Genomic DNA, 24,209 nt, shown 5'->3' with positions numbered 1-24,209 from the left:
TTCCCGCACTGCAATGTTACTAATATAAAATAAGTTTTCATTGCTTAGTAAAAAATAGGCTTTACGTTAGTTATTGAGATTGTTTGATTGAAGCAGATAAAATTTGTTGACAAACGATATCTCCCATCTCACTTGTTGAAACCGTAGCTTCGCCTATAGCTGCAATATCCCCTGTACGATAACCTTCACGCAACGTTTTTAATATCGCTTCCTCAACAGCGTCAGCCTCTTCTTTCAGGTGAAGAGAGTAGCGGAGGAGCATCGCACAGGATGCAAGTGTAGCTAATGGATTAGCGATGTTTTGTCCAGCAATATCAGGTGCTGAACCATGAACAGGTTCATATAGCCCAGGGCCATCAGCACTTAAACTCGCTGAAGGCAACATACCAAGAGAACCTGTAATCATCGATGCGATATCACTTAAAATATCTCCAAACATATTTTCCGTAACAATCGTATCAAACTGTTTTGGGTCATTGACAAGCTGCATCGCTGCATTATCAACGAGCATATGACTTAACTCGACATCTGGATAATCAGCTGCTACACGATTAGCAACTTCCCGCCATAGACGAGAATTTTCCAAGACGTTCGCTTTATCAACTGAGGTTAGTTGTTTATTTCTTAATCGCGCTAAATCGAACGCTTTTCGAATGATTCTCTCTATTTCTGCTTCTGTATAATGAAGTGTGTCAATGACTTCAAGACCGTGCTCGCCCTCACGTCTTTCACGAGGTTTTCCGAAATACAATCCCCCGGTTAGTTCACGAACGATGAGTAAATCAGCTCCATCTAGTACATCGCGTTTTAATGAGGATGCATCAAGCAATGAATCATACACGATCGCTGGTCGTAAGTTTGCAAATAGATTTAGTTGCTTTCTTATACCAAGAAGTCCCGTTTCAGGCTTACGGTCTGGTGTTTCATCATCCCATTTCGGGCCACCTACTGCCCCTAACAGGATCGCATCACAACTTTCACAGTGTTGAACAGTTTGTTCAGGTAAAGGGGTGCCTTGTTTATCTACGGCAACCCCTCCAATATCAGCATATTGAAACTCAAAATTGTGACCGTACGTTTCACCGACCGCATCAAGTAATTTGACAGCTTCTTTAGTAATTTCTGGACCTATCCCGTCTCCTGGTAAAACTGTGATTTTATAACTCAAATGGCTCCGACTCCTTTCTCATTTTGCGAGAACCATTCTTTTAAATGAACTCGGTTGATCGCATCAAGGTAAGCTTTTGCAGATGCTTCTAATACATCATTCTCAACGCCTCTACCACTAGAGACTTGATCATGAAATTCAACGGTTACATATACTTCAGCTAATGAGTCACTTCCATCGGTTGTTGATTGGATTCTGTAATCAGAAAGTGACACTTCTTCTGGAATAATTTTTTCAATCGTATTATATAAAGATTGAACGCTACCTTGCCCAGTTGCTGATTCTTCTGCAATACTTCCGTCCGGCATTCGAATTTGAACAGTTGTCGTTGGAATCACATTCGATCCGTATGAAACTTGCAATAACTCTAATTTATAAGCTGGACTCGATCCTTTTAATGACGTTTCGATCATTAAGGCAAATATATCATTCTCTGTCACTTCTTTTTTCTTCGCCGTTAAGTCTTTAAATGCGTCAAACAAACGATTTTCCTCTTCTTCTGTTAAATCAAGACCCATCTGTTTATATTTATCTCTGAAAGCATGACGTCCTGAATGTTTACCGAGAACCATTTTATTAGACGTAACGCCGACCATTTCTGGATCGATAATTTCATACGTTTCTTTATTTTTGAGTACACCGTCTTGGTGAATACCTGACTCATGAGCGAAAGCATTTGCCCCGACAACAGCTTTATTTTGCGGAATCATCATACCTGTTAATTTACTTACAAGTTGACTTGTACGCATTGTTTGCGTTAACTCAACATCTGTTTCAGCTTGATAAAAATCCTTTCTTACTTTTAAAGCAACGACCGCTTCTTCAAGTGATGCATTTCCAGCTCTTTCTCCGATCCCATTGATCGTTCCCTCAATTTGATCAACACCACCTTGAACAGCTGCAAGGGTATTACAAACAGCCAAACCTAGATCATCATGACAATGTGCTGATAGTTTGGCTTTTTCGATGTTCGAAACGTTTGAACGAATATATTTAAATAGTTCACTATACTCTTCAGGTGTCGTATAACCTACCGTGTCAGGTAAATTAATCACTGTTGCTCCAGCATCGATCACTTTCTCAATAATTTCAGCTAAGAACGTCCAATCACTACGGGTTGCATCTTCAGCGGACCACTGAATGTGTGAAAAGAATTGAGCGGCATATTTAACAGATGAAACAGAGAGGTCGATAACTTCCTGTGAAGTTTTTTTCAATTTATATTTCATATGAATTGGTGATGTTCCTACAAAAATATGAATACCTGGATACGCTGCATCTTGTACAGCGCTACGGACAGCATCAATATCGCTTTGAATCGTACGTGCCAAACCTACTACTGTACAATTCTTGACCTTTTTTGCAATTTCGCGAACGGATTGAAAATCGCCGTCAGAAGAAGCAGGAAAACCTGCTTCCATGACGTCGACACCGAACTTTTCCAATTGGAGTGCAATTTCTAATTTTTCGTGGGCGTGCAAATTGACTCCAGCAGACTGTTCACCATCTCTCAAAGTCGTATCAAAGACTTGGATTTTACGCATTACCGACCATCCCTTTGTTTTTTTGTTTGACAAATGGCATCTTTTCACGGAGTTTACGTCCTACCTCTTCAATTTGATGGTCATTTTCTTTTTGATTTAAAGCGTTAAACATTGGGCGATTTGTTTGGTTCTCTAGCACCCATCCTTTAGCAAACTGTCCGCTTTGAATCTCTTCTAAAATCTTCTTCATTTCCTGTTTCGTATCTTCAGTAATGATTCTAGGTCCAGCAGTGAAATCTCCCCATTGTGCTGTATCAGAGATAGAATAACGCATACCTTCAATTCCCTCTTCGTAGAGAAGATCTACGATTAGTTTCAACTCATGTAAACATTCAAAGTAAGCAACTTCTGGTTGATAACCAGCTTCAGTCAATGTTTCAAAGCCTGCTTTAATGAGTGAAGTTGTACCTCCGCAAAGGACAGCCTGTTCTCCGAATAGGTCTGTTTCCGTTTCTTCTTGGAAGGACGTTTCCATGATTGCTGCACGACCTGCACCGATCCCTTTACTATAAGCTAGTGCGATATCTCGTGCATTCCCACTCGCATCTTGGTATACAGCGAAAAGAGACGGAACGCCACCACCATCTGCAAATACACGACGCACTAGGTGACCTGGACCTTTTGGCGCAACAAGAAACACGTCTACATCTTCTGGAGGGACAATTTGACTGAAGTGAATATTGAAACCGTGCGCAAATGCAATTGCCTTCCCTGGTGCTAAATTAGGCTTAATTTGTTGAGTATAAACATTTGGTTGGCTCTCGTCCGGAAGCAAAATCATGATCACATCAGCTTCTTGTGTTGCCTCTTCTGGTGTAGTAACGCGAAACCCATCATTTTCAGCTTTACTCCATGACTTTCCTGGACGAAGACCAATTCGAACATCGCATCCATTTTCTTTCAAGTTTTGTGCATGTGCGTGGCCTTGAGAACCATAACCAACAACTGCTACTTTTTTGTCTGTAATTGCTTGTAAAGAAATGTCTTGATCATAATAAATGTTTACCATGTTTAATCGCTCCCTTATTGTTTTTCGTAAGTTTTAGAAAAGAATAATGATTTCGAAGATGTTTCAGTAATGCTGATCACATCAACTTGTTTTTCCAATTGGTTTTTCATTTCTTCCATTACCTGATCTTCCTCTAAATTGATAACTACGGTTAACATCGATACATTTGAATCATCATCGACAGGGCCTACTGTTAGGTATTCAATATTAAGACTCTTTCGTAAAAATAAATTTGTCATACGGTTTAAGACACCGAGTTTGTTGTTGACGAGTAAATTTACAGTTCTTCTCACGGCTTAACACCTACCATCTCTTGAATCCCTTTACCTGGACCCACCATTGGATATACATTCTCTTCAGGTGTTACACTACAATCGATAAGAAACGGGCCATCCGTTTGCAATGCTTCTTTCATTACTTGTTGAAAATCTTCTTCACAATTTACAGATTTCCCTTTTATGCCAAAAGATTCGGATAATTTAACATAATCAGGTTGGTTTGGAATTAACGATTCAGAATATCTTTCGTTATAATAAAGCTCTTGCCATTGGCGAACCATGCCCATCGATTGATTATTAACGATGACAATTTTCAGTGGCAATTGATACTCATTAAGAATCGCTAGTTCTTGCATTGTCATTTGAAATCCAGCATCACCGATCAATGCCACAACTGGTTCTTTCGGAGCACCGACTTGAGCACCGATTGCTGCTGGAAGGCCGAATCCCATCGTTCCAAGTCCACCTGATGTTACCCAACGATTTGGGCGTTGGAATTTGTAATACTGCGCTGCCCACATTTGATGCTGTCCGACATCTGTTGTGACAATCGCATCTCCCTTCGTCATCTCATGAACAATTTCAAATAAACGTTGTGGTTTGAAAGAATCGTCGTCCTGGTGATACCAAAGTGGATAATCATTTTGTAACGTATCTAATTGACGTCTCCATGTTCGACAATCCGCTTCTGGAAGTTCTTCATCTAAAAGTTGTGTGAGTACTTCCTTTGCATCCCCTAGAACTGGAATATCTGTTGGAATATTTTTACCGATCTCTGCTGGATCAATGTCAACATGAACGACTTTCGCAAACTGAGCAAAATGTTTTAAGTTTCCTGTTAAGCGATCATCAAACCTTGCACCGATGTTGATAATCAAATCTGATTCATACAATGCCATGTTTGCAGCATACGTCCCATGCATTCCACCCATACCGAGGTATAATTTATGATCTGCCGGCATAGTCCCTAGACCGAGAAGGGTATTCACAACAGGGATGTTCGTTTTTTCAGCAAATTTCGTTAACTCCTCGTGCCCTTCACTGTGAATGACACCAGCACCTGATAATATGACTGGTTTTTTTGCTTCTTTAATCGCCTCGATCACACCTTGAATCGCTGATGATTCAGGGTCGTGCGCTGGATTATAACCAGGCAAATCAATTGTATCAGGATATTCAAAAACAGCTTCTGCTGCCGAAACATCTTTCGGAATATCAACGAGTACAGGCCCTGGTCTCCCAGTTGTTGCAACGTGAAAAGCCTCTTTCATGATCCTTGGTAGATCGTTTACGTCCAACACTTGATAGTTGTGCTTAGTAATCGACATTGAGACACCTAATATCGGTGCTTCTTGGAAAGCATCTGAACCGAGTGCAGATGACTGTACTTGCCCAGTAATAATGACAAGTGGCAGTGAGTCCATCATCGCATCTGCGATTCCTGTGATAATATTTGTTGCCCCAGGACCTGATGTGGCAATACAGACGCCTGGCTTCCCTGTTACTCTTGCGTAACCTTCAGCAGCATGAATCGCTCCTTGTTCGTGACGTGGTAACAGGTGGGGAATCCCTCCATCATAAAGCGCATCGTAAATTTTTAATACTGCCCCTCCAGGGTAACCGAATACGACGTCAACCTGTTCTTTCTTTAGCGATTCAATAACCATTTCGGCCCCTGAAAGTTTTTGACCAGTTTTTACAGGTTGATCTTTCTCAACAGTAATCATCTGTTTCATTCCCCTCCCGTTATATCACTTAATTAATCTTTGAGGACGCCTCCTGTGTTTGCCGAGGTAACAAGTTTTGCATAGCGACGTAAATAACCAGAACTAATTTTCGGTTCCGGAGCCGTCCAGTTTTCTTTCCGTCGAGCCATCTCTTCATCTGAAACATCAACATGAATCGTTCGCTCAGTTAAGTCAATCTGAATGAAATCACCATTTTCAATATAAGCAATCGGACCTCCTTCAGCTGCTTCAGGGGAAATATGTCCAATTGAAATCCCCCTCGTTGCGCCAGAAAACCTCCCGTCAGTAATGAGGGCCACTTTTGTCGATAAACCACGCCCAACGATTGATGAAGTTGGGGCGAGCATCTCTGGCATGCCAGGACCTCCTTTGGGCCCTTCATGACGAATGACAACAACGTGACCTTCCTTGACTGTCCCATTATCAATTCCTTCCTGTGCATCATCTTGGGACTCAAAGGTGATCGCTTCTCCTTCAAATGTTTTAATTGAAGGATCGATGGCACCAACTTTTACGATCGCACCATCTGGGGCTAAGTTGCCAAATAAGGCTGATAGCCCCCCTACAGAGCTGTATGGGTTTTCTTTACGACGAATCACATCATCGTTAATAATTTCTGCATTTTGGACCGTTTCTCTAATCGTTTTTCCTGATATTGTTATTCTCTCAGGGTGAATGGCTCCCTCAATGTTACACAGTTCTTTCATGATCGCATTGACGCCACCTGCTTCATGAACATCTTGCATAGAATAGTCTGATGCAGGGCTGATTTTACATAAATACGGTACACGCTCAGCAACTTTATTGATATCTTCCATTTCGTATTCAATACCTGCCTCGCGTGCGATAGCCAGTGTATGAAGAACAGTGTTCGTTGAACCACCCATGGCCATATCAAGAGCAAACGCATCATCAATCGCATCTTTTGTAATAATGTCTCTCGGCCGAGTATCTTCCTCTACTTGGCGGACAAGGTGTTTGGCCGCTTCTTTTATAAGCTCGTGCCGCTCATCTGATGTTGCAACAATTGTTCCGTTTCCTGGCAACGTTACACCGAGCATTTCCATTAACGTATTCATCGAATTTGCAGTAAACATCCCAGAACAAGAACCACAAGTTGGGCAAGCGCTCGATTCTAACTCGAGTAACTCTTCACGGCTCATCTTGCCGGATAAATAACTACCGACTCCTTCAAAGACCGATACAAGAGACAAAGATTCTCCGTCTTTACTTCGCCCCGCTTCCATTGGTCCTCCAGAAACAAATACCGAAGGGACATTTGTTCGAACCGATGCCATTAGCATTCCGGGTGTAATTTTGTCACAATTGGGAATATAGAAAACACCGTCAAAACAATGAGCATTAATCACCGTTTCTGCTGAATCAGCGATCAGCTCTCGACTTGGAAGTGAATATCGCATACCTAGATGTCCCATTGCGATTCCGTCATCAACACCAATTGTGTTAAATTCGAATGGTACACCACCTGCCTCGCGAATGGCATCTTTGACGACTTCTGCAAATTTATTTAAGTGCATATGGCCAGGGATAATGTCGACGTATGAATTGCACACGCCAATAAATGGTTTATCCATGTCTTCTGGCTTTACACCTGCTGCATATAGCAAGCTCCGATGTGGTGCACGGTTAACGCCTTTTTTAATTGTATTACTTCTCATGACTTTCCACTCCTAGCGCCTACAATTATCCAACTTGAATATGATCGTGATTCGTAATGTTTACGCCATCTTTTACGACGATTGATCTAAATGCATGTAATAATTCATGTGTTTTTTCACCAGGCACACCATCGGAAATTACTCGCCCATCAACTTTTACGACAGGTACAACTTCAGCTGCCGTACCTGTTAAAAAGACTTCGTCTGCAACATAAACATCATGACGTGTAAAAGGTTGTTCACGAACAACGTATCCTTGATCCTCTGCAATTTCGATAATCGCATTTCGCGTTACCCCTTCGAGTGCTCCAATGTACGTTGGTGGCGTGAACATTTCTCCATTTTTTATAAGGAAGATATTTTCTCCAGACCCTTCCGCAACATAACCTTCTGTATTTAAAGTGAGTGCCTCATTTGCACCTGCCTGATATGCCTCAAGTTTTAATAAAATGTTGTTTAAATAATTGAGGGATTTTACTTGTGGACTTAAAATATCCGGCCTATTCCTGCGTGTAGGTACTGTTACCATTTCGATACCTGTTTCGTATAATTCTTTAGGAAACATTGTCAATTGTTCAGCGATTACAACGATGCTTGGTTCAGGGCACTTGAACGGATCTAATCCGAGGTCTCCTTTACCTCTGGAAACGACAAGGCGAATATATGCACTTTCATGTAATTGATTTCTTTTTAACGTTTCGACAACAATCGATTCCAACTCTTCGAGCGTATGTGGAATATCTAACATTATTGATTTCGCAGAATCGTAGAGACGTTCTAAATGTTCTCGTAATCGAAAAATATTCCCTGAATACATTCGAATCCCTTCAAAAACACCATCACCATAAAGAAATCCGTGGTCATAAACTGAAACTTTGGCGTTCTCCTTTTCAACAAATTCACCATCTAGGTACAACCAACCGCTCATACTCCCCCTCCTCTTATTTAAACCCCTTGTTTAGAATGATCAAAAATTTCAGATAATAATAGTTCTACATTTTTGATATATATTTTCCATGACAATTTTATTGCCATTCCTACATTTGCAACTCGACACCTTACACCAAAAAATGAGATTTATTTCAAAGTTTAAAATCTTAGCTTGGCGTCTTTTCTAAAGTCATATAAAGTGTTGAAGTTGATTGTTATTGTAATATTTGCTAACACAGGCGTCAACAGTAGTTTTCAGATAATTTCGACTTATGAAACAAGTGTGTAAGCGTTACCACCGTTGATTCGACACATTGTAAGCGTTTACATTTTTATTTACAAAAAAATTATTTCACGCACTTACCTAATGATAAACCCCCTTTCGAACACCCTTATTTTCAAATATCGACAACGTGGTAACAGGAAAATCCCGTGTAGAAACATCGAATAAACAATGCCAAGATTACTATAGTTCCATAATGTTGAAATCATTAAAGCCATCCCACGAAGGTAGTGGAATGGCTCTGAAAATATCGTTAATCTAAACTTCGTTCTCCTGTGTCGTTCTAAAGTCGAAGAGTTTCAGTTTCCCTTTTTCAATTTGTATAACAAGATGAGGAATATGAGGTTCTACAGATGGTTGGTAATGAAAAGAGAGGCCATTTATATGTAAAAGAGAATCATCAGCCTTTAACTCATCCAGAGTTATTTTAAATCCAGATCCCCCTCAACGACTACTTGCGTTATAACCAATACGAAAACTCTTTTGATTTTGTTTGTTAAGTAACTTTACAAGAAATTGCTGAGCTTCATTTGTTACTTTAATTATAATCACCACCAGCTCCATAATTTGTAACCATATTGAACATCTCATCATTAAGCAAAGGATCTTGATCTAATGGTAATGAAGGGTAATGATTCGGGTGTAAAAGTGATGCAATCCTTATTAAACCTATGAGCAAACGTGGAGATGGACGGCAAAAGAATGGCTCTTCTAAAATATACAGTTGATTGTTTACAATTGCTCTCATATCTGCCCATCCAGGACGTTGCTTTATCAATTTCGGTTTAATATGATCTTGTCTTACCCCTACCCATATCGCAGCGATGACATCAGGTTGTTTTTCTAAAACATTCGCCCAGTCCGTTTGAACACTTGCTTTCTTTTCTTGTGCGAATACGTTATACCCACCAGCAAGTTCACTCATCTCCGTCAACCAACTATCTTGTCCCGGTGTAAATACTGGTTTGGGCCACCACTCCCAATAGATCGACTTTTTCTCTTCGACATTCATAGAAAGAGTTCGATATATTTTGAGAATCTGATGAAAACGGTCAGTTATATGTTCAGCAACTTCTTTTCTCCCAACGTCATTTCCGAGGTTTCGTAAAACTTCCGCAACTTCTGTTAGACTTTTAGGGTTTGATACGATGATATGAGGGATGTTTCGATCTTCTAATTGTTCGATGTTTTTCTCCATACCTGGAACAGACAGGGAGGCGAGAACAAGGTCTGGCTTCATCTTTTCCACAACATCCATATCAATGGAAAGGTCAGGACCGACTCTTGGGAGTTGTTCAACCTCTTTTGGCCAGTCCGAATAATCATCAACGGCAACAAGCGAAGAAGTTAAGCCTAAGTAAGTGACAAATTCAGTATTACTAGGACATAGTGAAATCAATCTCACGGCGAGGCCTCCTCTATGTTTGGGACACGTACAGCTTTACGCGCCTCCTATTATCTTTTTAAAACATTTTCGCGAACGATTTGCCACTCCTCTACCTTCTCTTCAAATGTTTTTACATTCTTTCCTGGTATAGGGCTTGTTGAAGGGAGCTTCTTTACTTCCACCATCCCCTCAACTTCTTTATACAAATAACGAATAAATGACTCATATGCTTTATTACCGTTACATGCTACAAGACGAATATTTGGATACTGTTCTAACAATGAAACGACATCATTCACTTGGGCATTTCTAATATTTGAGTCAAGGCTCCCTTCACGTTCACACATACGGAAGACATCCCAAAGTGCAATATGATGACGATGTAAGAAAAAGACCCTCTGTTCATATTCGGTGCCTACATCTTCTTCAAAGATGTTCGATAAGATCGGCCAGAAATGGTTTCGTGGATGACCATAATATTGTTGCTTTTTTAGAGATTGTTCACTCGGCATCGAACCTAACACTAACACGCGAGCCTCTTCAGTAATGATTGGAGGCATAGACTTGACTACCGACATCAATGTCACCTCCTTGGCATGCTGTGACGACGGTTTCTACTCAAAGGCTGGTAAAATATATCGAACAAACCACTGGTAAGGTTTTAAACTTTCTTTTGCATTGAATTCACCAGTAAACGCAGCCACAAGACTTTTATCGGGGACGACGAATAGAAAATTACCACCTCGTCCAGCCGCATAATAAAAGTTGTTATTATCACCACGGACATTGTTATTTATCCACCAATGGTATCCGTATTTTTGTTGGCGAATATCCGTTTCAACTTGTGACTTCGTTGCCTCTTCAATCCAGTCGTTAGACAACAAAACTTCATTTTTCCATTTCCCTTTTTGAAGCATAAAGTTTCCAATCCGTAGCAAATCATATGGGTTCAACTTTAAACCAAAGCCGCCAATCGCCGTCCCTTGTCGGTCTTTTTTCCATGCGTACTCTTCGATCTCCAATGCTTCAAAAAGGACCGAATGGGCATATTCATCTGTATTCATTCCTGTGACTTCCCTTATAATTGCGCTTAAAACATGAGAATCATGGTTGTTATAAGTCATTTTTTCCCCAGGGCTATATGCTAATGGTTGATCAAAAATCGTTCCTAACAAGTTATCATTAATTTGTATATCACTTCTTTCAGGACCTTGTAAACCAGAAGTCATCGTTAATAGATGTTCTATCGTGATGTCTTTTTTCTCATCACGTAATGAATGTTGTGGAAAGATTTCTTGCAATGGTACTTGAATGCTAGAAATGTATCTTTGTTCAACCGCCTTACCGATAAGAATAGAAAGGATACTTTTTGTGATTGAATTTAGTGTGTGAAGTTCTTTTCTTTCACTTAGTGTCTGATCATTTGTGATATTTTTTCCATTTTTAGAAATCAACCAACTTTTCACAGGCTCATTAGCGAACGCTTCTTTAAACGCTGATAATTTATGTTCATCCATCCCGACATCATGAGGATGTACAACTTCATCTCCGCTTGTCATTTTACGTTTCCTCCTAGATATCATTTATCATCAGATTACAGAACAGGATTTTCACTGACAAATCATACGATTTAACGAGTCATTGAACGTTCACGGAATAACAGCCATAACAAAAGAAACAAAACGAGTGCAACAATTTCCAGTGAAATGATATACCAAGGGTGAGGACCAAGGAAATCTAGCAAGTTAGGTGATTCTGGCTTTGTTTGCAAAAACATGTAATTTCCACCTGCCCACGAATTTGTGAACCAAACGATAGGTAAAAGAATGTTTAAAAAAATGAGACTTTTAAATACCGAACGAATCGTAGGACGATACCCTACAACCCATGTGAAATAAAGTGCTACCCAAATGACCATCATATGTGTATAGAAAAAATGAACATATCGAAAATGAGGAAATCCATACGTTAATACTGGTGTTAGTAAAGCTTGTAAAGCCCCTGCAATCCCGACAAAAAAGAGCAATTCATAAATGATTCTTTTTCTAAACAACAATAATAAAACGGCCAAAATTACGCTTATACTACTCAGTTCTAAAGGTAGAGAATAACGTAGATCCCATGAACCAATAAAAAAAAGCCAGAGATGATACAATCCTTCCATACCTATTAGAGAAAGAGCGACAACAATTTCGACTTTCCGTAAATCCTTTGACCTCATCCAATGACGATAAATATACAAAACACTTACTATGAGTATAAAAATAACCCATGCAAACCAATGCTCCCACCCATAAAATGAAAAAGGGATCTCATTTGGGCGGCCATGGAACCAACTCACAATCAGCCTCCTTGTACCTTGTCGTTAGTATTTATTCTCTCTACTTCAGTTTCTCATTTATTCTCAGAATGTTATTATTCCCTTTTTGTCGAATGTAAAACCGTTAAATGCTTAATTATGAGCTAAAAGTAGCATAACGCATCAATATAATGCGCTATGTTTTTGAGCGTTCAGCTACCTCTGTTTCGAAAGAATCCATATTTTCGTTCTAATACAACATGGAGTGCCCATTAAAACTTGGACACTCCATGATTTCAACTTATATGACTTGGCGTTGATATCTCAATTACTACTTCCGTTTGCCATTACTTCCAAAATGTCGAAATAAAGTCATCTCGCCCTGAAACTTTCCGTTCTTCTTTATAGGCTTGTGGATTTTTTTGGTAGAATTTTTGATGTTTCTCTTCTGCTGGATAAAATGTGGCTGCTGGTAAGATTTTTGTAACAATCGGGGCTTTAAAACGACCATTTTGTTCAATCTGCTCTTTACTACGTTCAGCTAGTATTCGTTGTTCTTCATTATGATAAAAAATCGCTGTACAATATTGACTTCCCCTATCAAAAAATTGCCCTCCATCATCAGTTGGGTCAATTTGTGGCCAATATAAATCGAGTAAACGTTGGTATGAAAATAGATTTGGATCATAGGTTATTTGTACAGCTTCTAAGTGCCCGGTTTCACCTGTTTTCACTTGTTCATAGCTTGGGTTGTCAACGTGCCCACCAGTATAGCCAGAGGCAACTTCAATAATGCCTGGTAGTTCATCGAAAGGTTTTACCATACACCAAAAACACCCTCCAGCGAACGTGGCATATTCAAATTCTTGCTTTTCCACAGGTATCCTCTCCTCTTCATAACATGTATATTAGCACACATCATTTATTGATAAAAAGAATAGATTTCTTTCCGATTGTGTCAACCATTTGTGGGAGGTTTTTTAATGGGGAATCCTCTTTTATCTTTTTTACTATTTTCTAAATGGTTTTTGATTTGGAATAAAGTATATGCGAATCCGTTACAGGCGGACGCTTTCCGCGGGCAACGCTTCAGCTTCCTCGGGAAACCCACCCTGCGGGATCTTCAGCTGTTGCTGTTCCCGCAGGAGTCGCCGCCTTTCACTCCTTCGCACGACGAACAAAACAAGGAATACGTTTTTAACGCATTATGATATCGCCTTCCTTTATTCAAAGCCTTTTTTCTTTCGAGTCAACGCATTTCTTAAAAGCCTTTGAGTCCTTTTAACGCTCCCACTACTGGCTTTCCAATGGCATGTTGTAAATAGCCAATATTGTTCCGAATAGATTCTGATGCACTGTCTTTGAGCTTCTATACAAAGTATTTTGGGGGCTTGGCCACTTGTTCATTTTCCGTTTTTTCTTGGGGCTTCTCTGACTGTTTTAGATTCCCTTGAAGGGTTTTAATCTCCAAATAATCTTTTAAAACCACCATGACATCAATAAATTTATCAAGGCCTCTTGTACTCCAACTGCGCCCATTCTTCAAACGTTTTGCAAAGACACTCATTGTGCCTTCGGCACTCCCCATAGGGCGGAACCCCTCTGTATTCATCCCTTTTTCTTTTAGCTTCCCACGGTAATCATCAAGTGCTTCGGGGTATTGAGAGAGTTTTTCTCCCACAAACATTTCACTCATACTTTCTTCCCTTCCAAAAGAAAAGGCTGATCTTTAAAAGACCAGCCAATTGCTTTTTAACAATCAGAATGATTATTCTTCATCTAGAATGCTATCTAATCGACTTGTATCAACAAATCCATCAAGATCTGGTTCTTCTTCAAGGAAGTTTAGTTCGTACGAGGCTGTTGCCCAGTCTTGAAGTGCATCAGCATGTGTTTCTGTTGTTACTTCTAAACGATCCCAAGCTTTAACTAACACTTCTTCTGGTAGTTCATTTTGCGTTAAATCATAAATGAGGTTGTTCACGGTTGCTAGTGTTTCATCAGTATTTTCTTGGGTAAATTCAACTGATTTCTTGTGTGCTCGTAACACATTGTCAACTTCTTCTGGGTTTTCCTCAAGATATTCTGGCGTGGTAACAAGTACTACGCTAGCTAACTCTTCACCTAGAAATACTTCATCCCACTCACTAATAACATTTGCGTTGTGTTCTTGTTCAAGAAGCGTCCCCCATGGTTCGGGAGCTGCATAAGCGTCAAGTTCCCCTTGTTCAAACATCCCAACAGAGGATGCTGGAGCGACATGAGACTGGTGATCAACTGTCCCACCGATTCGGCTTGATTCCAACCCTTCTTCTTTCATCATAATTTCTAACTGCACATTATGCGTACAACCATTTCCCGGTGTCCCAAATGCATGCCCATCTAAATCTTCGATGTTATGAATATCTGTATCTTCTTGAGAAACCAAAAGCGTTGCACCATTTGCTGCCGCGCCAATGACAACAATCTCTCCACCACTTAGGTAGTAGTTAATTGCTGGTCCTGGTCCTACATAACCAATGTCAATTGACCCTCCATCTAAGGCATCAATAAAATCGTTACCATTCGGGAAGTTTTGGAACTCTACAGGGCGGTCACCCATTTCGTCTTCAAAATAGCCTTTCTCTTTCCCTACAATTCCAGCTGCATGGTCTAAGTTAGGAAAGTAGCCAATATTAACATCTTCCCCTGATGCAGAACCTTCTCCACAAGCCGTCAATGCAGTTAATGCTACTAAGCTACCTAAAAATCCAATTGTTTTCTTCACTTTAATTCCCCCTAATTAATTTCTTATTATCTGTTATCATTCAAACCCCATCGTGAAAGGACATTTTTCTCAATTTTATTAAACACTAAATATTCAACAATCAACCCGATCACTGCAATAATCACCATAATAGCAATCACTAAATCCATATTGTAAAAGTCTCGCGCGTCCATCAATGTACGACCTAATCCTCCGCGACCAATCAATTCAGCAGCCATTAAGGCACGCCATCCAAATGCCCAAGCTAAGCGCATCCCTGTTAAAGCTGAAGGAATAGAAGCAGGAATCATCACTCGCCAAACTAACTCTTTTCCTTGGTAACCCATGGTTTTTGCCGCTCGAATCAAAATTGGTTCCACGTTTTTTATCCCCATTCGCATATTCAACGTCATCGCCCATGTTCCGCCTAGTGTAACAACAAAGATAATCGCCGTATTGCCTACGCCAAATAAAACAAAGGCAATCGGTAACCAAACGATACTCGGTACAGATTGTAAAGCGATGACTAAAGAACCTAACGTCTCGTCAGCGATTTTAGATATACCTAATACAATCCCTAACAAAGCCCCGATAATAACGGCTAGCGTAAAGCCAACTGCAATTCGCTGTAAACTTTGTGATAAAGCTTCTGTCAATATACCTGTTTCGAAAAAGCCAATATATAATTGCTCTACCGCACCTATTGGAGAAGGAAATAGCGTTGTTGACCTTACTTCATAGACTTGGTTTAACCGATATAATATCTCCCATATTGTAAAAAGTGTTGCAAAGAATATGATCCTTCTAACGGCTATAACCATCCCCAATTTCCTCCTTCATGACTTTATCTATCTCTTTAGCTAATACACTGTTAATCTCCTTTTCTAATTGAATAAATCCAGTCGATGATGTATCTCGAGGACGGTCAAGCGAAACAGGGTAAACTTCTCTTATACCACCAGGTCTTGTTCCCATTAAAACGATTCGATCAGATAATAGAATCGATTCACGTATGTTGTGTGTTACAAAAATGATTGTTTTCTGTGTCTTCTCCCAAATATCATGTAATTCTTTGTGTAGCATCGATCTTGTTTGCTCGTCGAGAGCACCGAATGGTTCATCCATTAAAAGAATGTCAGGGTCCATCGCTAATGCTCTTGCAATCGATACGCGTTGTTTCATTCCACCTGATAATTCGTAAGGATAAGAATCTAGAAACCGACTTAAATGAACAAGTTTTAAATATTCTTCTGCTCTCTTTTTAGCTTCTTGTTTTGGTAACTTCTTTTTTAAAGCAAAGGTGACATTATCCAAGACGGTTAACCATGGCATGAGAGCTGCTTCTTGGAAAACAACGCCACGATCTGAACCCGGACCATTGACTAGATGATCACCGACATAGATCGTACCCTTTGTTGCTTTATCTAGACCAGCAATAATATTCAATAGCGTAGATTTCCCGCAACCTGATGGGCCTAATAGGGAAACGAATTCACCTTCTTGGATGTTTAATGAAATATCATCAAAAACGGTAAACGATCCTAATTCTTTTGTATTTGAAAATGTTTTTTCTACGTTTTTTATCGATACAGATTGCATAGATGCAATCACCTACCTCATTATATAGTATGTTTGTAAATCTTATGTGTTTAATCGGGATTATGTGTTAAAAAGAAGAACGGAAAAACGAAATTAATGGTGTCGTTTTTTCCATCCTTGATTAAAAAGTTTATCATATGATTTATAAATATCAAGAGGGTTTTCAGAAAAAATATACTTCTTTCCCCATCAATATATCCGTCCCTTCTCCTTTTGTATGATTAATGCACTATTTGTTCAAAATAAACGTATTAAACGAACCTTACTTGTATATTTCGACAAATTTCTATACATTCTCGAAAAAATGTTGCCTACATGGGGGATTTACGTTAATCTTTACGTTGTGTAAAAAATCTTTACATACTACAGGAACTTATTCTATCTATTAAACGAGAAAGGGAAGATTTATGGACATCGTTGAACAAATTACTCACTTACAGCTATTGAATCAATTTTGGATCGTTTTATTATTCATTATTCCTATGGTACTCATTTCACGTACTGTAGTAGCGGGAACACGTTACTCCCCTATTTTAATTGTCGTTATATTCGGTTTATTGATGGGGTTCATCCTTGTCTATACTGGGGTGGCTTCTCCTGGCCTAGAAGAATTTCCATTTGTTAACTTAATTGCTGCTACGACCATCATTGCTTTAACTGTTACATTTTTTGTCGGTGGTCAAGAACTACGCAAAATGTTTGGTAACAAACCTATAGAAACTGAAGATATGTTAATACCATCAGAAGAAGAAACTGTACTTGGTACTAGTCGAACACAACTTGTTTTTATCGTTCGCGCCTTTTTCTTGCTTCTTGGTATCGAAGGGGTAGCTCGGTTGGTTCTAGGAACCGAAGGATCCGGAGGACTTAGTCGTTATTATCCATTAATTGCTTATATTGGTTTAGTCGGTTCGATTATTCTCATCGACAACAAAGCCACAATCTCAAATAAACATTTATATATTCGTAAAGGGATTATTGAAATTGTAATGATTATCGGGGTACTTATACTATCCTTTTATTTTGCCACACTCATTGAACCCATCATCGCATTACCGCAAATCTTCTTTGCAATGATGATTTCAGCTGCAATCGGGGCAATCTTTTATAAATGGACATTTGGACCAACAATTCGCGCCCTACTATTTGCAGGGATCCCACTCGTTTTAGCGGGTAACTTTATGGTTGGAGGTTCTAGAATCTCAGATGCATTTACAATTCCAGGGGTCGATTCTGTCATCGTATATGGATTTTTTGGTCAGCTTTTATGGATGTTTGGTGGTATTGCGCTCATCATGTTCTTTTCAAAAACAGGACATGTTCGCAATCTCGGCCCCGGAATGTCTGGCGCATTATCCCACTCTGGACTAACAGGTGCGTGTACAGCAGGAGACTTAGGGGAACAAGCAGCTAAACGAGCGCCAATTATGATTAATGTTCCATTTTTTGGCCATATCTTCGTCTTTTCTGTTTTGGCCGTTAGTGCCCAACAAGAAAGTATATGGTTTATCCCTACGCTACTTATCGTACTTACAGGTGTTGGTTTAACCATTTATTCATTGCGCAATTTACGGAAAGCAAGTGAAGAGCGACATGAAATTAACGCCTTAATGCAGTTTTCATTCGGTTGGCAATTATGTGCGGTATTCGGTGGTCTATTCCTTCTCAGCTTAAGTAGCTTATCAATGGACTACTCTGCGATGGCACAAACGTCAGCTATTTCACACTTTGGTTTATTCGCAGCTGTTCAAGAAGGAATGTTCGGAGCGGAAGCGGCACAATTGATTCCATTTATTTTCTCCATGCCATTCCTTGTTCATCCATTCGTCTTTTTCATGTTTGGTAAAGCGATGGAAAATGATGGTGAAATGCCTAAAAAACCAGTTTATATCCTCACTTTTATTGGTGTTATCGGAATTTTATATTCGCTCTTTTTCCTTTAAGTGCGATCATGGATCAGGTTCTCTCTATGGGAGCCTGATCTTTTTTATCACTGTAGATACTCGTCCATAGCACACATACCATAGAGGCATAAGATAAATCATCAGCTATCAAACGCGCGAGTGTTAATTGATAAATCCGAGGGGGTTACTATGGATTACGATCAACGAATTTACACGCTCGTTAAAATATGCGATGCAGTCATAAACAACGAAGATCATGAAAATGATGAATTAGAAAACAGTCGTGACGATGGCAGAGACCCTGCTGATATGGTGATTCCAACGATTAACATTTTGATTTTATATTTATTGCGATACGATGTTCTTAAAGGTATGACAGTTATTTTCTTAATCCGTTTAATTACATCCAATAAAGTCATCCGCATCTTTTTACCTTTAACAGTTCTGACGATTTTTTTAACAGATGCGGACCAAAGTATGTCAGAAGACCTCTTATTATAACCGTTTGCGTAACATAGCGTTCTGCGTTCTCTTATACCCTCTTCTGAAAAACAATGGATTTCGGTGATCAATAAGTCGCGTAAATTCAAATCAAAAAAAATCAAACCACTTTAAATTACAATTTTCACGCACGATAAGTAGAAAAATTAATTAATGTCCCTTATAATGAAGAGAATGGAGTTTTCACTCTAGCAACAGACCTTGAACGTTAGGATGATGAATTAGATGATTTCAGTTAATAATGTCAGTTTACGCTTCGGCGACCAGAAGTTGTTTGAAGAGGTAAATATCAAATTTACACCTGGGAATTGTTACGGGTTAATCGGTGCAAATGGTGCCGGAAAATCCACTTTCCTAAAAATTCTCTCTGGAGAGTTAGAATCGCAAACTGGCGATGTACACATGAAACCTGGCCAACGACTAGCGATGTTAAAACAGAACCACTTTGAATACGAAGAATACAACGTCCTTGACACAGTTATCATGGGTCATACACGTTTACATGAAGTTATGCAAGAAAAAGATGCGATCTATATGAAAGCTGATTTTACTGAAGAAGACGGCATGAAAGCAGCCGAACTCGAAGGTGAGTTTGCTGAATTAAATGGATGGGAAGCTGAATCTGATGCCGCTGTGTTATTGAAAGGACTCGGCATTGATGAAGATCTTCACGATAAAACAATGGCTGAATTAACAGGTTCTCAAAAGGTTAAAGTCCTTCTTGCACAAGCATTGTTTGGTAACCCTGACGTATTACTTCTTGACGAGCCGACAAACGGTCTTGATTACAAAGCGATCAAATGGTTAGAAGATTTTTTAATTAACTTTGAAAACACGGTCATTGTCGTATCCCACGACCGTCACTTCTTAAACAATGTATGTACGCATATCGCTGATTTAGACTATGCAAAAATCCAAATTTACGTAGGTAACTATGATTTCTGGTATGAGTCAAGTCAGTTAGCGAAAAAAATGGCCGAAGAACAAAACAAGAAAAAAGAAGAAAAAGTGAAAGAATTAAAGTCATTTATTGAGCGATTTAGCGCCAACAAATCGAAGTCAAAACAAGCAACCTCACGTAAGAAGATGCTTGATAAAATTGATCTAGATGACATTCAACCGTCCTCCCGACGCTATCCTTATATTAACTTTAAGCCAAATCGTGAAATCGGAAATGACTTATTAACGGTAGATGGCCTCACAAAAACGATTGATGGCGAAAAGGTCTTAGACAATGTTAGCTTTACGTTAAATAAAGATGACAAAGTCGCACTCGTTGGTGAAAACGAGATTGCCAAAACAACGCTTATGAACATCTTAATGGGCGAAACAGAACCGGATAGCGGAACTTTCAAATGGGGAATTACAACATCACAATCCTATTTCCCTAAAGACAACTCCCGCTATTTTGAAGGGCAAGACTTAAATCTTATTGATTGGCTTCGTCAATATTCACCAGAAGATGAAACAGAAACATTTATTCGTGGATTCTTAGGTCGTATGTTATTCTCTGGTGAAGAAGCGAAGAAAAAAGCAAGTGTTTTGAGTGGTGGAGAAAAAGTTCGTTGCATGCTTTCAAAAATGATGCTTAGTGGCGCTAATGTTCTCTTGTTCGATGAACCAACAAACCACCTTGATTTAGAAGGAATTACTGCCTTAAACAAAGGGCTCATCAATTTCCAAGGCTCAATGATCTTTGCTTCTCATGACCATGAGTTTAACCAATCGATTGCCAATCGTATCATCGACCTTCGTAAAGACGGCATCGTTGATAAAGAAATTTCCTACAACGAATACCTTGAACAATACGCATAACAGAAATCGTAAAGATCTATCCCAAAATATTGGGATAGATCTTTTTTCACAAAATCAACATTTTTATAGTATTCGACTTCTACTTAAATACGTATACACGTCAGAAAGGTTTAGAAGCCCTTGGTCTAACACATCGCGTAGACTAGCGCTCCATAGCCTCGCAGCAAGAAAAGCATCACTAAGTGCGTGGTGTCGGCCTTCAACGGGAATCCTATAATAGTTACAGCATTCCTCTAACGTTTTTTTCGATGTATGGTGACAAGCTGCCCGATAGAGAAATGATGTATCAAGTAATCTATGCCTCATAGAATGACCAAAAACACGGTGCGACGCTTGTTGTAGAAAAGCTTTTTCATGTCCCGAGTGGTGGGCAACAAGAAGATCAGTACCAACAAATTGATAAAATGCTCGAAGTGTTGTTTTAAGTGGCTTCCCTTCAGCTAAGTCTGCAGCTGATAAGCCTGTCAATGACGCTATGTCATCTGTTAAAAGCTCTGGGGTTTGTATTGTTTCATAAAATGTCTCATCATATTTCACATCTCCATTACGTATTTTTACAGCTCCGATCGATAAAATTTCATCTCCTCCAGTTGGGTAAAAACCACTTGTTTCGAAATCTATCACTGTTATCTTTAATGATTGGAGAGGCGTATTCATAGGCTTTTGTGCTTTTAAATCCTTTTGCAACTGACGCATGAAGGAATGGTGTTCGAAACTATTAGGGTTTAACGACGTCACAAGTGGAATTGAAAATTTTTCTGACATTTGCTTCACCCAATGAATCATTCTCACCTCCCCCTTTTTTCTTCGTTTGACCAAAGTGTGGATTTCGCGTGATGTAGGAGTTCTTTCCCTTCTTTTACCGCCTCTTTCACGCGCTTCCTTTCTCCTTTTGAGAGTTGACTAATCGGCACATAATGAACGTCTTGATAAGAATGCTGTTGTTTTGAAAACGAAGAGCGAAGTTCAAGCATATCGATAAATAGCTTTCTTTTATGAGCTAGAAAAGAATAATCATTGGACAACAAACGCATTCTTTCGATCGTTTCAGTTTCGTAAATGGATCGTTTAAAAGAAAGTAATTTTAGAGCATGAACATACGGAAAAAGAACAGCATTTTTTATAGGGATCGCACCTGTAAACTGACCTGTGCGCTCATAGATCAATTGCCCGAAAAGGTTTGTTCCAGGCTGAAACATTTTCGCGTTTTCTGCCAATCGTTTTAATAAATATATGGATTGCTTTCCTTTTATAAAAGCATGTTTTTTCACTTTTTTTAACAAATCTTCACTCCCAATGACAACTCGAGCATCCATCAAAGTCAGTAAATGTCGTAAAGTAGACCACTTATCATCTTTAATCCAACGATCAACTTGCTCAATCCACTCGTTTATACCGTGACACCAACGCGGCGACGATGCCATCACCTTTCCTTCACAACGCGGATAACCTAGTCGAGACATGACACCTTCAATTTTTATCCCAAGCGTTAAAAAGTAGTCTTGCTCATGTCTATCACTCCCCTGAAACACAATCCCGTGGTCTTGATCGCTCCATAGTGCCTGTTCGTTTCGTCCGGCGCTTCCCATAACGAAAAATGCGAAAGGAGAAGGGGGTGTCCCCCACTCCTCTCGTGTATGTTCAATAGCTAATTGGACTGCTTCTGTAATTACCTTTTCGTGAATGACATTTTGTTTTCGGTAATCACCAGCTGCTTCCAGCAAATATTTTTCATATTTTTGACGAATATTTTCATAACTTCGCAGTTCCTTTTCTCCATTATCTAATGACGAACTCACGTTGAAACACCAGGTTTTGGATCATAGTCGTCTTTTGAAATGCTCGGCGCTACTTCTTCTTTTGATTCAGATAAAGCGGCTTCTGGATATCCATAGCTTCCGTGCTCGCTCATATCAAGGCCTGTAATTTCTTCTTCTTCTGAAACGCGTAAGTCGCCCACGATCGCCTTAATCACCCAAAGAACAATAAAAGAAGCAACGAAAGCGAAAGCACCACTTACTACAACACTGACCGTTTGTATACCTAGTTGTTCAAAACCACCGCCATAAAATAAACCTGCATTTCCACCGTTCATCGCTGCTAAATCTGGTGTAGCGAAAAATCCTGTAGAAATTGTTCCCCAAATACCTGCGACACCGTGTACAGAAAGAGCGAAGATCGGATCATCAATACCTAGTTTTTCGAAGAACTGCATACTATAGTAAACGAGAACACCTGCAACAAGACCGATAACAACAGCTGCCCATGATGCAACAAAGGCGGTCGATGCTGTAATTGCTACTAGACCAGCTAGCGCACCGTTTAACATCGTAGGGACATCAGCTTTCCCTAGCACTGCCCAAGCAACCCCTAGTGCTGCGACTGCCCCTGCTGCTGCTCCTAGTTGGGTTGTGAGACCTACGTAACCGAAGAAGGCGCCATCAACTTCCAATGTACTTCCAGCATTAAACCCGAACCAACCAACCCATAGTAGTAATACACCTAAAGCTGTGTACACTTGGTTGTGACCAGGTAGGTCGTTTGGTGAACCATCTTTGTTATATTTTCCAATTCTTGGTTTCAAAAGCAGTGTTGCTGCTAATGCGCCCATCGCCCCTGTTAAGTGAACAACGGTTGACCCTGCAAAATCTTGCTTTCCTAGTTCTCCAATCCAACCAGCACCCCAGATCCAATGAGCGACGACTGGATAAACAAGCGCTGAAAATAAGACGGCGAAAAGAATATAAACAGATAATTTCGCCCGTTCAGCAAACCCACCGAAAGCGATCGTTAAGGCAATCGCTGCAAATGCAAGTTGGAAAATGAAATCGACCGACCCTGCTACACCATCAAACATCGTTTGGTAATCTCCGAAGAAAAAGTCAGACGTTCCGATAAAACCTCCTGCACTCTCACCATAAATGAGTCCGTAACCGACAGCCCAAAAAACAAGTGAAGCAATCCCTAATGTAAAAATCGTTTTCCCTGCAATATGCCCAGCATTTTTCATGCGTGTAGACCCTGCTTCTAAAAGAATAAATCCACCCTGCATTAAAATGACGAGAATAAAAGCAATCATGATCCAAAGATTGTTCATTAAAAACATTGCATCCATTGCAAAATCCCCTTTCTTGTTTTTTGTTTTTCTATATTTTCCATTTTACTGATATTACTTTTACAATCTACAAAGTTGTCAGATAACTTAACGAGGTTTTTGCTATGGGTTTCAATCTATTTTGTTAAACATTGCAAATAAATGCACATTTACAAATCAACATAACCTACGTAAACTAGCTTTAGAAATATTTCGAGAATCGAG

Annotated in this window: 23 protein-coding genes; 4 read left to right on the top strand and 19 right to left on the bottom strand. The window is 39.6% G+C overall.

Annotated elements, in window-relative coordinates:
* Positions 1-70: 70 nt before the first annotated feature.
* From leuB to msrA, 12 genes are all read right to left on the bottom strand, one after another.
* Positions 71-1,168, bottom strand: a complete 1,098-nt coding sequence (gene leuB, locus HNQ41_RS09225) for a 3-isopropylmalate dehydrogenase (protein ID WP_184664135.1) — start codon at positions 1,166-1,168, stop codon at positions 71-73.
* Positions 1,165-2,712, bottom strand: coding sequence for a 2-isopropylmalate synthase (locus tag HNQ41_RS09220; RefSeq protein ID WP_184664134.1), 1,548 nt, complete (start codon positions 2,710-2,712; stop codon positions 1,165-1,167). The genes leuB and HNQ41_RS09220 overlap by 4 nt, the downstream gene beginning before the upstream one ends.
* On the bottom strand, positions 2,705-3,721 hold the full coding sequence (ilvC, locus tag HNQ41_RS09215) for a ketol-acid reductoisomerase (protein ID WP_184664133.1): 1,017 nt from the start codon (positions 3,719-3,721) through the stop codon (positions 2,705-2,707). The genes HNQ41_RS09220 and ilvC overlap by 8 nt, the downstream gene beginning before the upstream one ends.
* A 14-nt stretch (positions 3,722-3,735) precedes the next feature.
* Positions 3,736-4,014 carry an acetolactate synthase small subunit gene (gene ilvN, locus HNQ41_RS09210; protein WP_184664132.1) on the bottom strand — a complete coding sequence of 93 codons (279 nt, stop codon included), beginning with the start codon at positions 4,012-4,014 and terminating at the stop codon, positions 3,736-3,738.
* Entirely contained in the window at positions 4,011-5,726 is a 1,716-nt protein-coding gene (gene ilvB / locus HNQ41_RS09205) for a biosynthetic-type acetolactate synthase large subunit (RefSeq protein ID WP_221301912.1), read from the bottom strand. The genes ilvN and ilvB overlap by 4 nt, the downstream gene beginning before the upstream one ends.
* A 32-nt stretch (positions 5,727-5,758) precedes the next feature.
* Positions 5,759-7,426, bottom strand: a complete 1,668-nt coding sequence (gene ilvD, locus HNQ41_RS09200; RefSeq protein WP_184664130.1) for a dihydroxy-acid dehydratase — start codon at positions 7,424-7,426, stop codon at positions 5,759-5,761.
* A 25-nt stretch (positions 7,427-7,451) separates the two neighbouring features.
* Positions 7,452-8,354, bottom strand: a complete 903-nt coding sequence (gene ilvE, locus HNQ41_RS09195; protein ID WP_184664129.1) for a branched-chain-amino-acid transaminase — start codon at positions 8,352-8,354, stop codon at positions 7,452-7,454.
* 823 nt (positions 8,355-9,177) lie between these two features.
* A complete protein-coding gene (locus tag HNQ41_RS09190) occupies positions 9,178-10,044 on the bottom strand; it encodes a helical backbone metal receptor (RefSeq protein WP_184664128.1) in 867 nt (288 codons plus the stop codon).
* A 50-nt stretch (positions 10,045-10,094) separates the two neighbouring features.
* Positions 10,095-10,604 carry a DNA-deoxyinosine glycosylase gene (locus tag HNQ41_RS09185; protein ID WP_343043347.1) on the bottom strand — a complete coding sequence of 170 codons (510 nt, stop codon included), beginning with the start codon at positions 10,602-10,604 and terminating at the stop codon, positions 10,095-10,097.
* A gap of 36 nt (positions 10,605-10,640) precedes the next feature.
* Positions 10,641-11,585: a serine hydrolase domain-containing protein gene (locus tag HNQ41_RS09180; protein ID WP_184664126.1), complete on the bottom strand. Its 945-nt coding sequence runs from the start codon at positions 11,583-11,585 to the stop codon at positions 10,641-10,643.
* 71 nt (positions 11,586-11,656) lie between these two features.
* The gene (locus HNQ41_RS09175; RefSeq protein WP_184664125.1) at positions 11,657-12,367 is read right to left on the bottom strand and encodes a TMEM164-related integral membrane acyltransferase; all 711 of its coding nucleotides are present in this window, start codon (positions 12,365-12,367) and stop codon (positions 11,657-11,659) included.
* 305 nt (positions 12,368-12,672) lie between these two features.
* On the bottom strand, positions 12,673-13,203 hold the full coding sequence (gene msrA, locus HNQ41_RS09170) for a peptide-methionine (S)-S-oxide reductase MsrA (protein WP_184664124.1): 531 nt from the start codon (positions 13,201-13,203) through the stop codon (positions 12,673-12,675).
* Positions 13,204-13,308: 105 nt separating this feature from the next.
* Here msrA and HNQ41_RS09165 point away from each other — a divergent pair, with 105 nt between their 5' ends.
* The gene (locus tag HNQ41_RS09165) at positions 13,309-13,536 is read left to right on the top strand and encodes a hypothetical protein (protein ID WP_184664123.1); all 228 of its coding nucleotides are present in this window, start codon (positions 13,309-13,311) and stop codon (positions 13,534-13,536) included.
* A 158-nt stretch (positions 13,537-13,694) separates the two neighbouring features.
* Here HNQ41_RS09165 and HNQ41_RS09160 read toward each other — a convergent pair whose 3' ends face one another.
* From HNQ41_RS09160 to HNQ41_RS09145, 4 genes are all read right to left on the bottom strand, one after another.
* Complete coding sequence (locus tag HNQ41_RS09160) at positions 13,695-14,021, bottom strand: UPF0236 family transposase-like protein (RefSeq protein ID WP_184664122.1); 327 nt, start codon at positions 14,019-14,021, stop codon at positions 13,695-13,697.
* Positions 14,022-14,093: 72 nt separating this feature from the next.
* The gene (locus HNQ41_RS09155; RefSeq protein ID WP_184664121.1) at positions 14,094-15,092 is read right to left on the bottom strand and encodes an aliphatic sulfonate ABC transporter substrate-binding protein; all 999 of its coding nucleotides are present in this window, start codon (positions 15,090-15,092) and stop codon (positions 14,094-14,096) included.
* A gap of 26 nt (positions 15,093-15,118) precedes the next feature.
* Positions 15,119-15,892: an ABC transporter permease gene (locus tag HNQ41_RS09150; protein WP_184664120.1), complete on the bottom strand. Its 774-nt coding sequence runs from the start codon at positions 15,890-15,892 to the stop codon at positions 15,119-15,121.
* A complete protein-coding gene (locus tag HNQ41_RS09145; RefSeq protein ID WP_184664119.1) occupies positions 15,876-16,670 on the bottom strand; it encodes an ABC transporter ATP-binding protein in 795 nt (264 codons plus the stop codon). Before HNQ41_RS09145 ends, HNQ41_RS09150 begins: the two co-directional genes overlap by 17 nt.
* 407 nt (positions 16,671-17,077) lie before the next feature.
* Between HNQ41_RS09145 and HNQ41_RS09140 the strand changes: the two genes are divergently transcribed.
* The 3 genes from HNQ41_RS09140 to HNQ41_RS09130 all read left to right on the top strand — a co-directional run bounded on the left by HNQ41_RS09140 (position 17,078) and on the right by HNQ41_RS09130 (position 20,890).
* Positions 17,078-18,613, top strand: a complete 1,536-nt coding sequence (locus HNQ41_RS09140; RefSeq protein WP_184664118.1) for a hypothetical protein — start codon at positions 17,078-17,080, stop codon at positions 18,611-18,613.
* A 150-nt stretch (positions 18,614-18,763) separates the two neighbouring features.
* Positions 18,764-19,075 carry a hypothetical protein gene (locus HNQ41_RS09135; protein WP_184664117.1) on the top strand — a complete coding sequence of 104 codons (312 nt, stop codon included), beginning with the start codon at positions 18,764-18,766 and terminating at the stop codon, positions 19,073-19,075.
* Between the two features lie 225 nt (positions 19,076-19,300).
* Positions 19,301-20,890 (top strand): ABC-F family ATP-binding cassette domain-containing protein, encoded by a 1,590-nt coding sequence (locus HNQ41_RS09130; RefSeq protein WP_184664116.1) that lies wholly within the window; start codon positions 19,301-19,303, stop codon positions 20,888-20,890.
* Positions 20,891-20,953: 63 nt separating this feature from the next.
* On the opposite strand, the gene HNQ41_RS09125 is transcribed toward HNQ41_RS09130, so the two are convergent.
* The 3 genes from HNQ41_RS09125 to HNQ41_RS09115 are packed head-to-tail and all read right to left on the bottom strand — an operon-like array spanning position 20,954 to position 24,005.
* Complete coding sequence (locus HNQ41_RS09125; RefSeq protein WP_184664115.1) at positions 20,954-21,676, bottom strand: exonuclease domain-containing protein; 723 nt, start codon at positions 21,674-21,676, stop codon at positions 20,954-20,956.
* A 2-nt stretch (positions 21,677-21,678) separates the two neighbouring features.
* On the bottom strand, positions 21,679-22,689 hold the full coding sequence (locus HNQ41_RS09120; protein WP_184664114.1) for a DUF294 nucleotidyltransferase-like domain-containing protein: 1,011 nt from the start codon (positions 22,687-22,689) through the stop codon (positions 21,679-21,681).
* Entirely contained in the window at positions 22,686-24,005 is a 1,320-nt protein-coding gene (locus HNQ41_RS09115) for an ammonium transporter (protein WP_184664113.1), read from the bottom strand. Before HNQ41_RS09115 ends, HNQ41_RS09120 begins: the two co-directional genes overlap by 4 nt.
* Between the last annotated feature and the right edge of the window lie 204 nt (positions 24,006-24,209).

Origin of the sequence: Texcoconibacillus texcoconensis (genome assembly GCF_014202575.1) — a bacterium.
In the GTDB taxonomy this organism is placed as follows: Bacteria; Bacillota; Bacilli; order Bacillales; family Salisediminibacteriaceae; genus Texcoconibacillus; species Texcoconibacillus texcoconensis.
This window is presented reverse-complemented; position numbering and strand designations above follow the sequence as displayed.

Coding starts and splice junctions, on each gene's coding strand:
- HNQ41_RS09220 (WP_184664134.1), bottom strand. CDS start 2,712: ATGCGTAAAATCCAAGTCTTTGATACGACTTTGAGAGATGGTGAACAG.
- ilvC (WP_184664133.1), bottom strand. CDS start 3,721: ATGGTAAACATTTATTATGATCAAGACATTTCTTTACAAGCAATTACA.
- ilvB (WP_221301912.1), bottom strand. CDS start 5,726: ATGATTACTGTTGAGAAAGATCAACCTGTAAAAACTGGTCAAAAACTT.
- ilvD (WP_184664130.1), bottom strand. CDS start 7,426: ATGAGAAGTAATACAATTAAAAAAGGCGTTAACCGTGCACCACATCGG.
- ilvE (WP_184664129.1), bottom strand. CDS start 8,354: ATGAGCGGTTGGTTGTACCTAGATGGTGAATTTGTTGAAAAGGAGAAC.
- HNQ41_RS09185 (WP_343043347.1), bottom strand. CDS start 10,604: ATGTCGGTAGTCAAGTCTATGCCTCCAATCATTACTGAAGAGGCTCGC.
- HNQ41_RS09180 (WP_184664126.1), bottom strand. CDS start 11,585: ATGACAAGCGGAGATGAAGTTGTACATCCTCATGATGTCGGGATGGAT.
- HNQ41_RS09165 (WP_184664123.1), top strand. CDS start 13,309: ATGGGGAATCCTCTTTTATCTTTTTTACTATTTTCTAAATGGTTTTTG.
- HNQ41_RS09160 (WP_184664122.1), bottom strand. CDS start 14,021: ATGAGTGAAATGTTTGTGGGAGAAAAACTCTCTCAATACCCCGAAGCA.
- HNQ41_RS09150 (WP_184664120.1), bottom strand. CDS start 15,892: ATGGTTATAGCCGTTAGAAGGATCATATTCTTTGCAACACTTTTTACA.
- HNQ41_RS09145 (WP_184664119.1), bottom strand. CDS start 16,670: ATGCAATCTGTATCGATAAAAAACGTAGAAAAAACATTTTCAAATACA.
- HNQ41_RS09140 (WP_184664118.1), top strand. CDS start 17,078: ATGGACATCGTTGAACAAATTACTCACTTACAGCTATTGAATCAATTT.
- HNQ41_RS09135 (WP_184664117.1), top strand. CDS start 18,764: ATGGATTACGATCAACGAATTTACACGCTCGTTAAAATATGCGATGCA.
- HNQ41_RS09130 (WP_184664116.1), top strand. CDS start 19,301: ATGATTTCAGTTAATAATGTCAGTTTACGCTTCGGCGACCAGAAGTTG.
- HNQ41_RS09125 (WP_184664115.1), bottom strand. CDS start 21,676: ATGATTCATTGGGTGAAGCAAATGTCAGAAAAATTTTCAATTCCACTT.
- HNQ41_RS09115 (WP_184664113.1), bottom strand. CDS start 24,005: ATGGATGCAATGTTTTTAATGAACAATCTTTGGATCATGATTGCTTTT.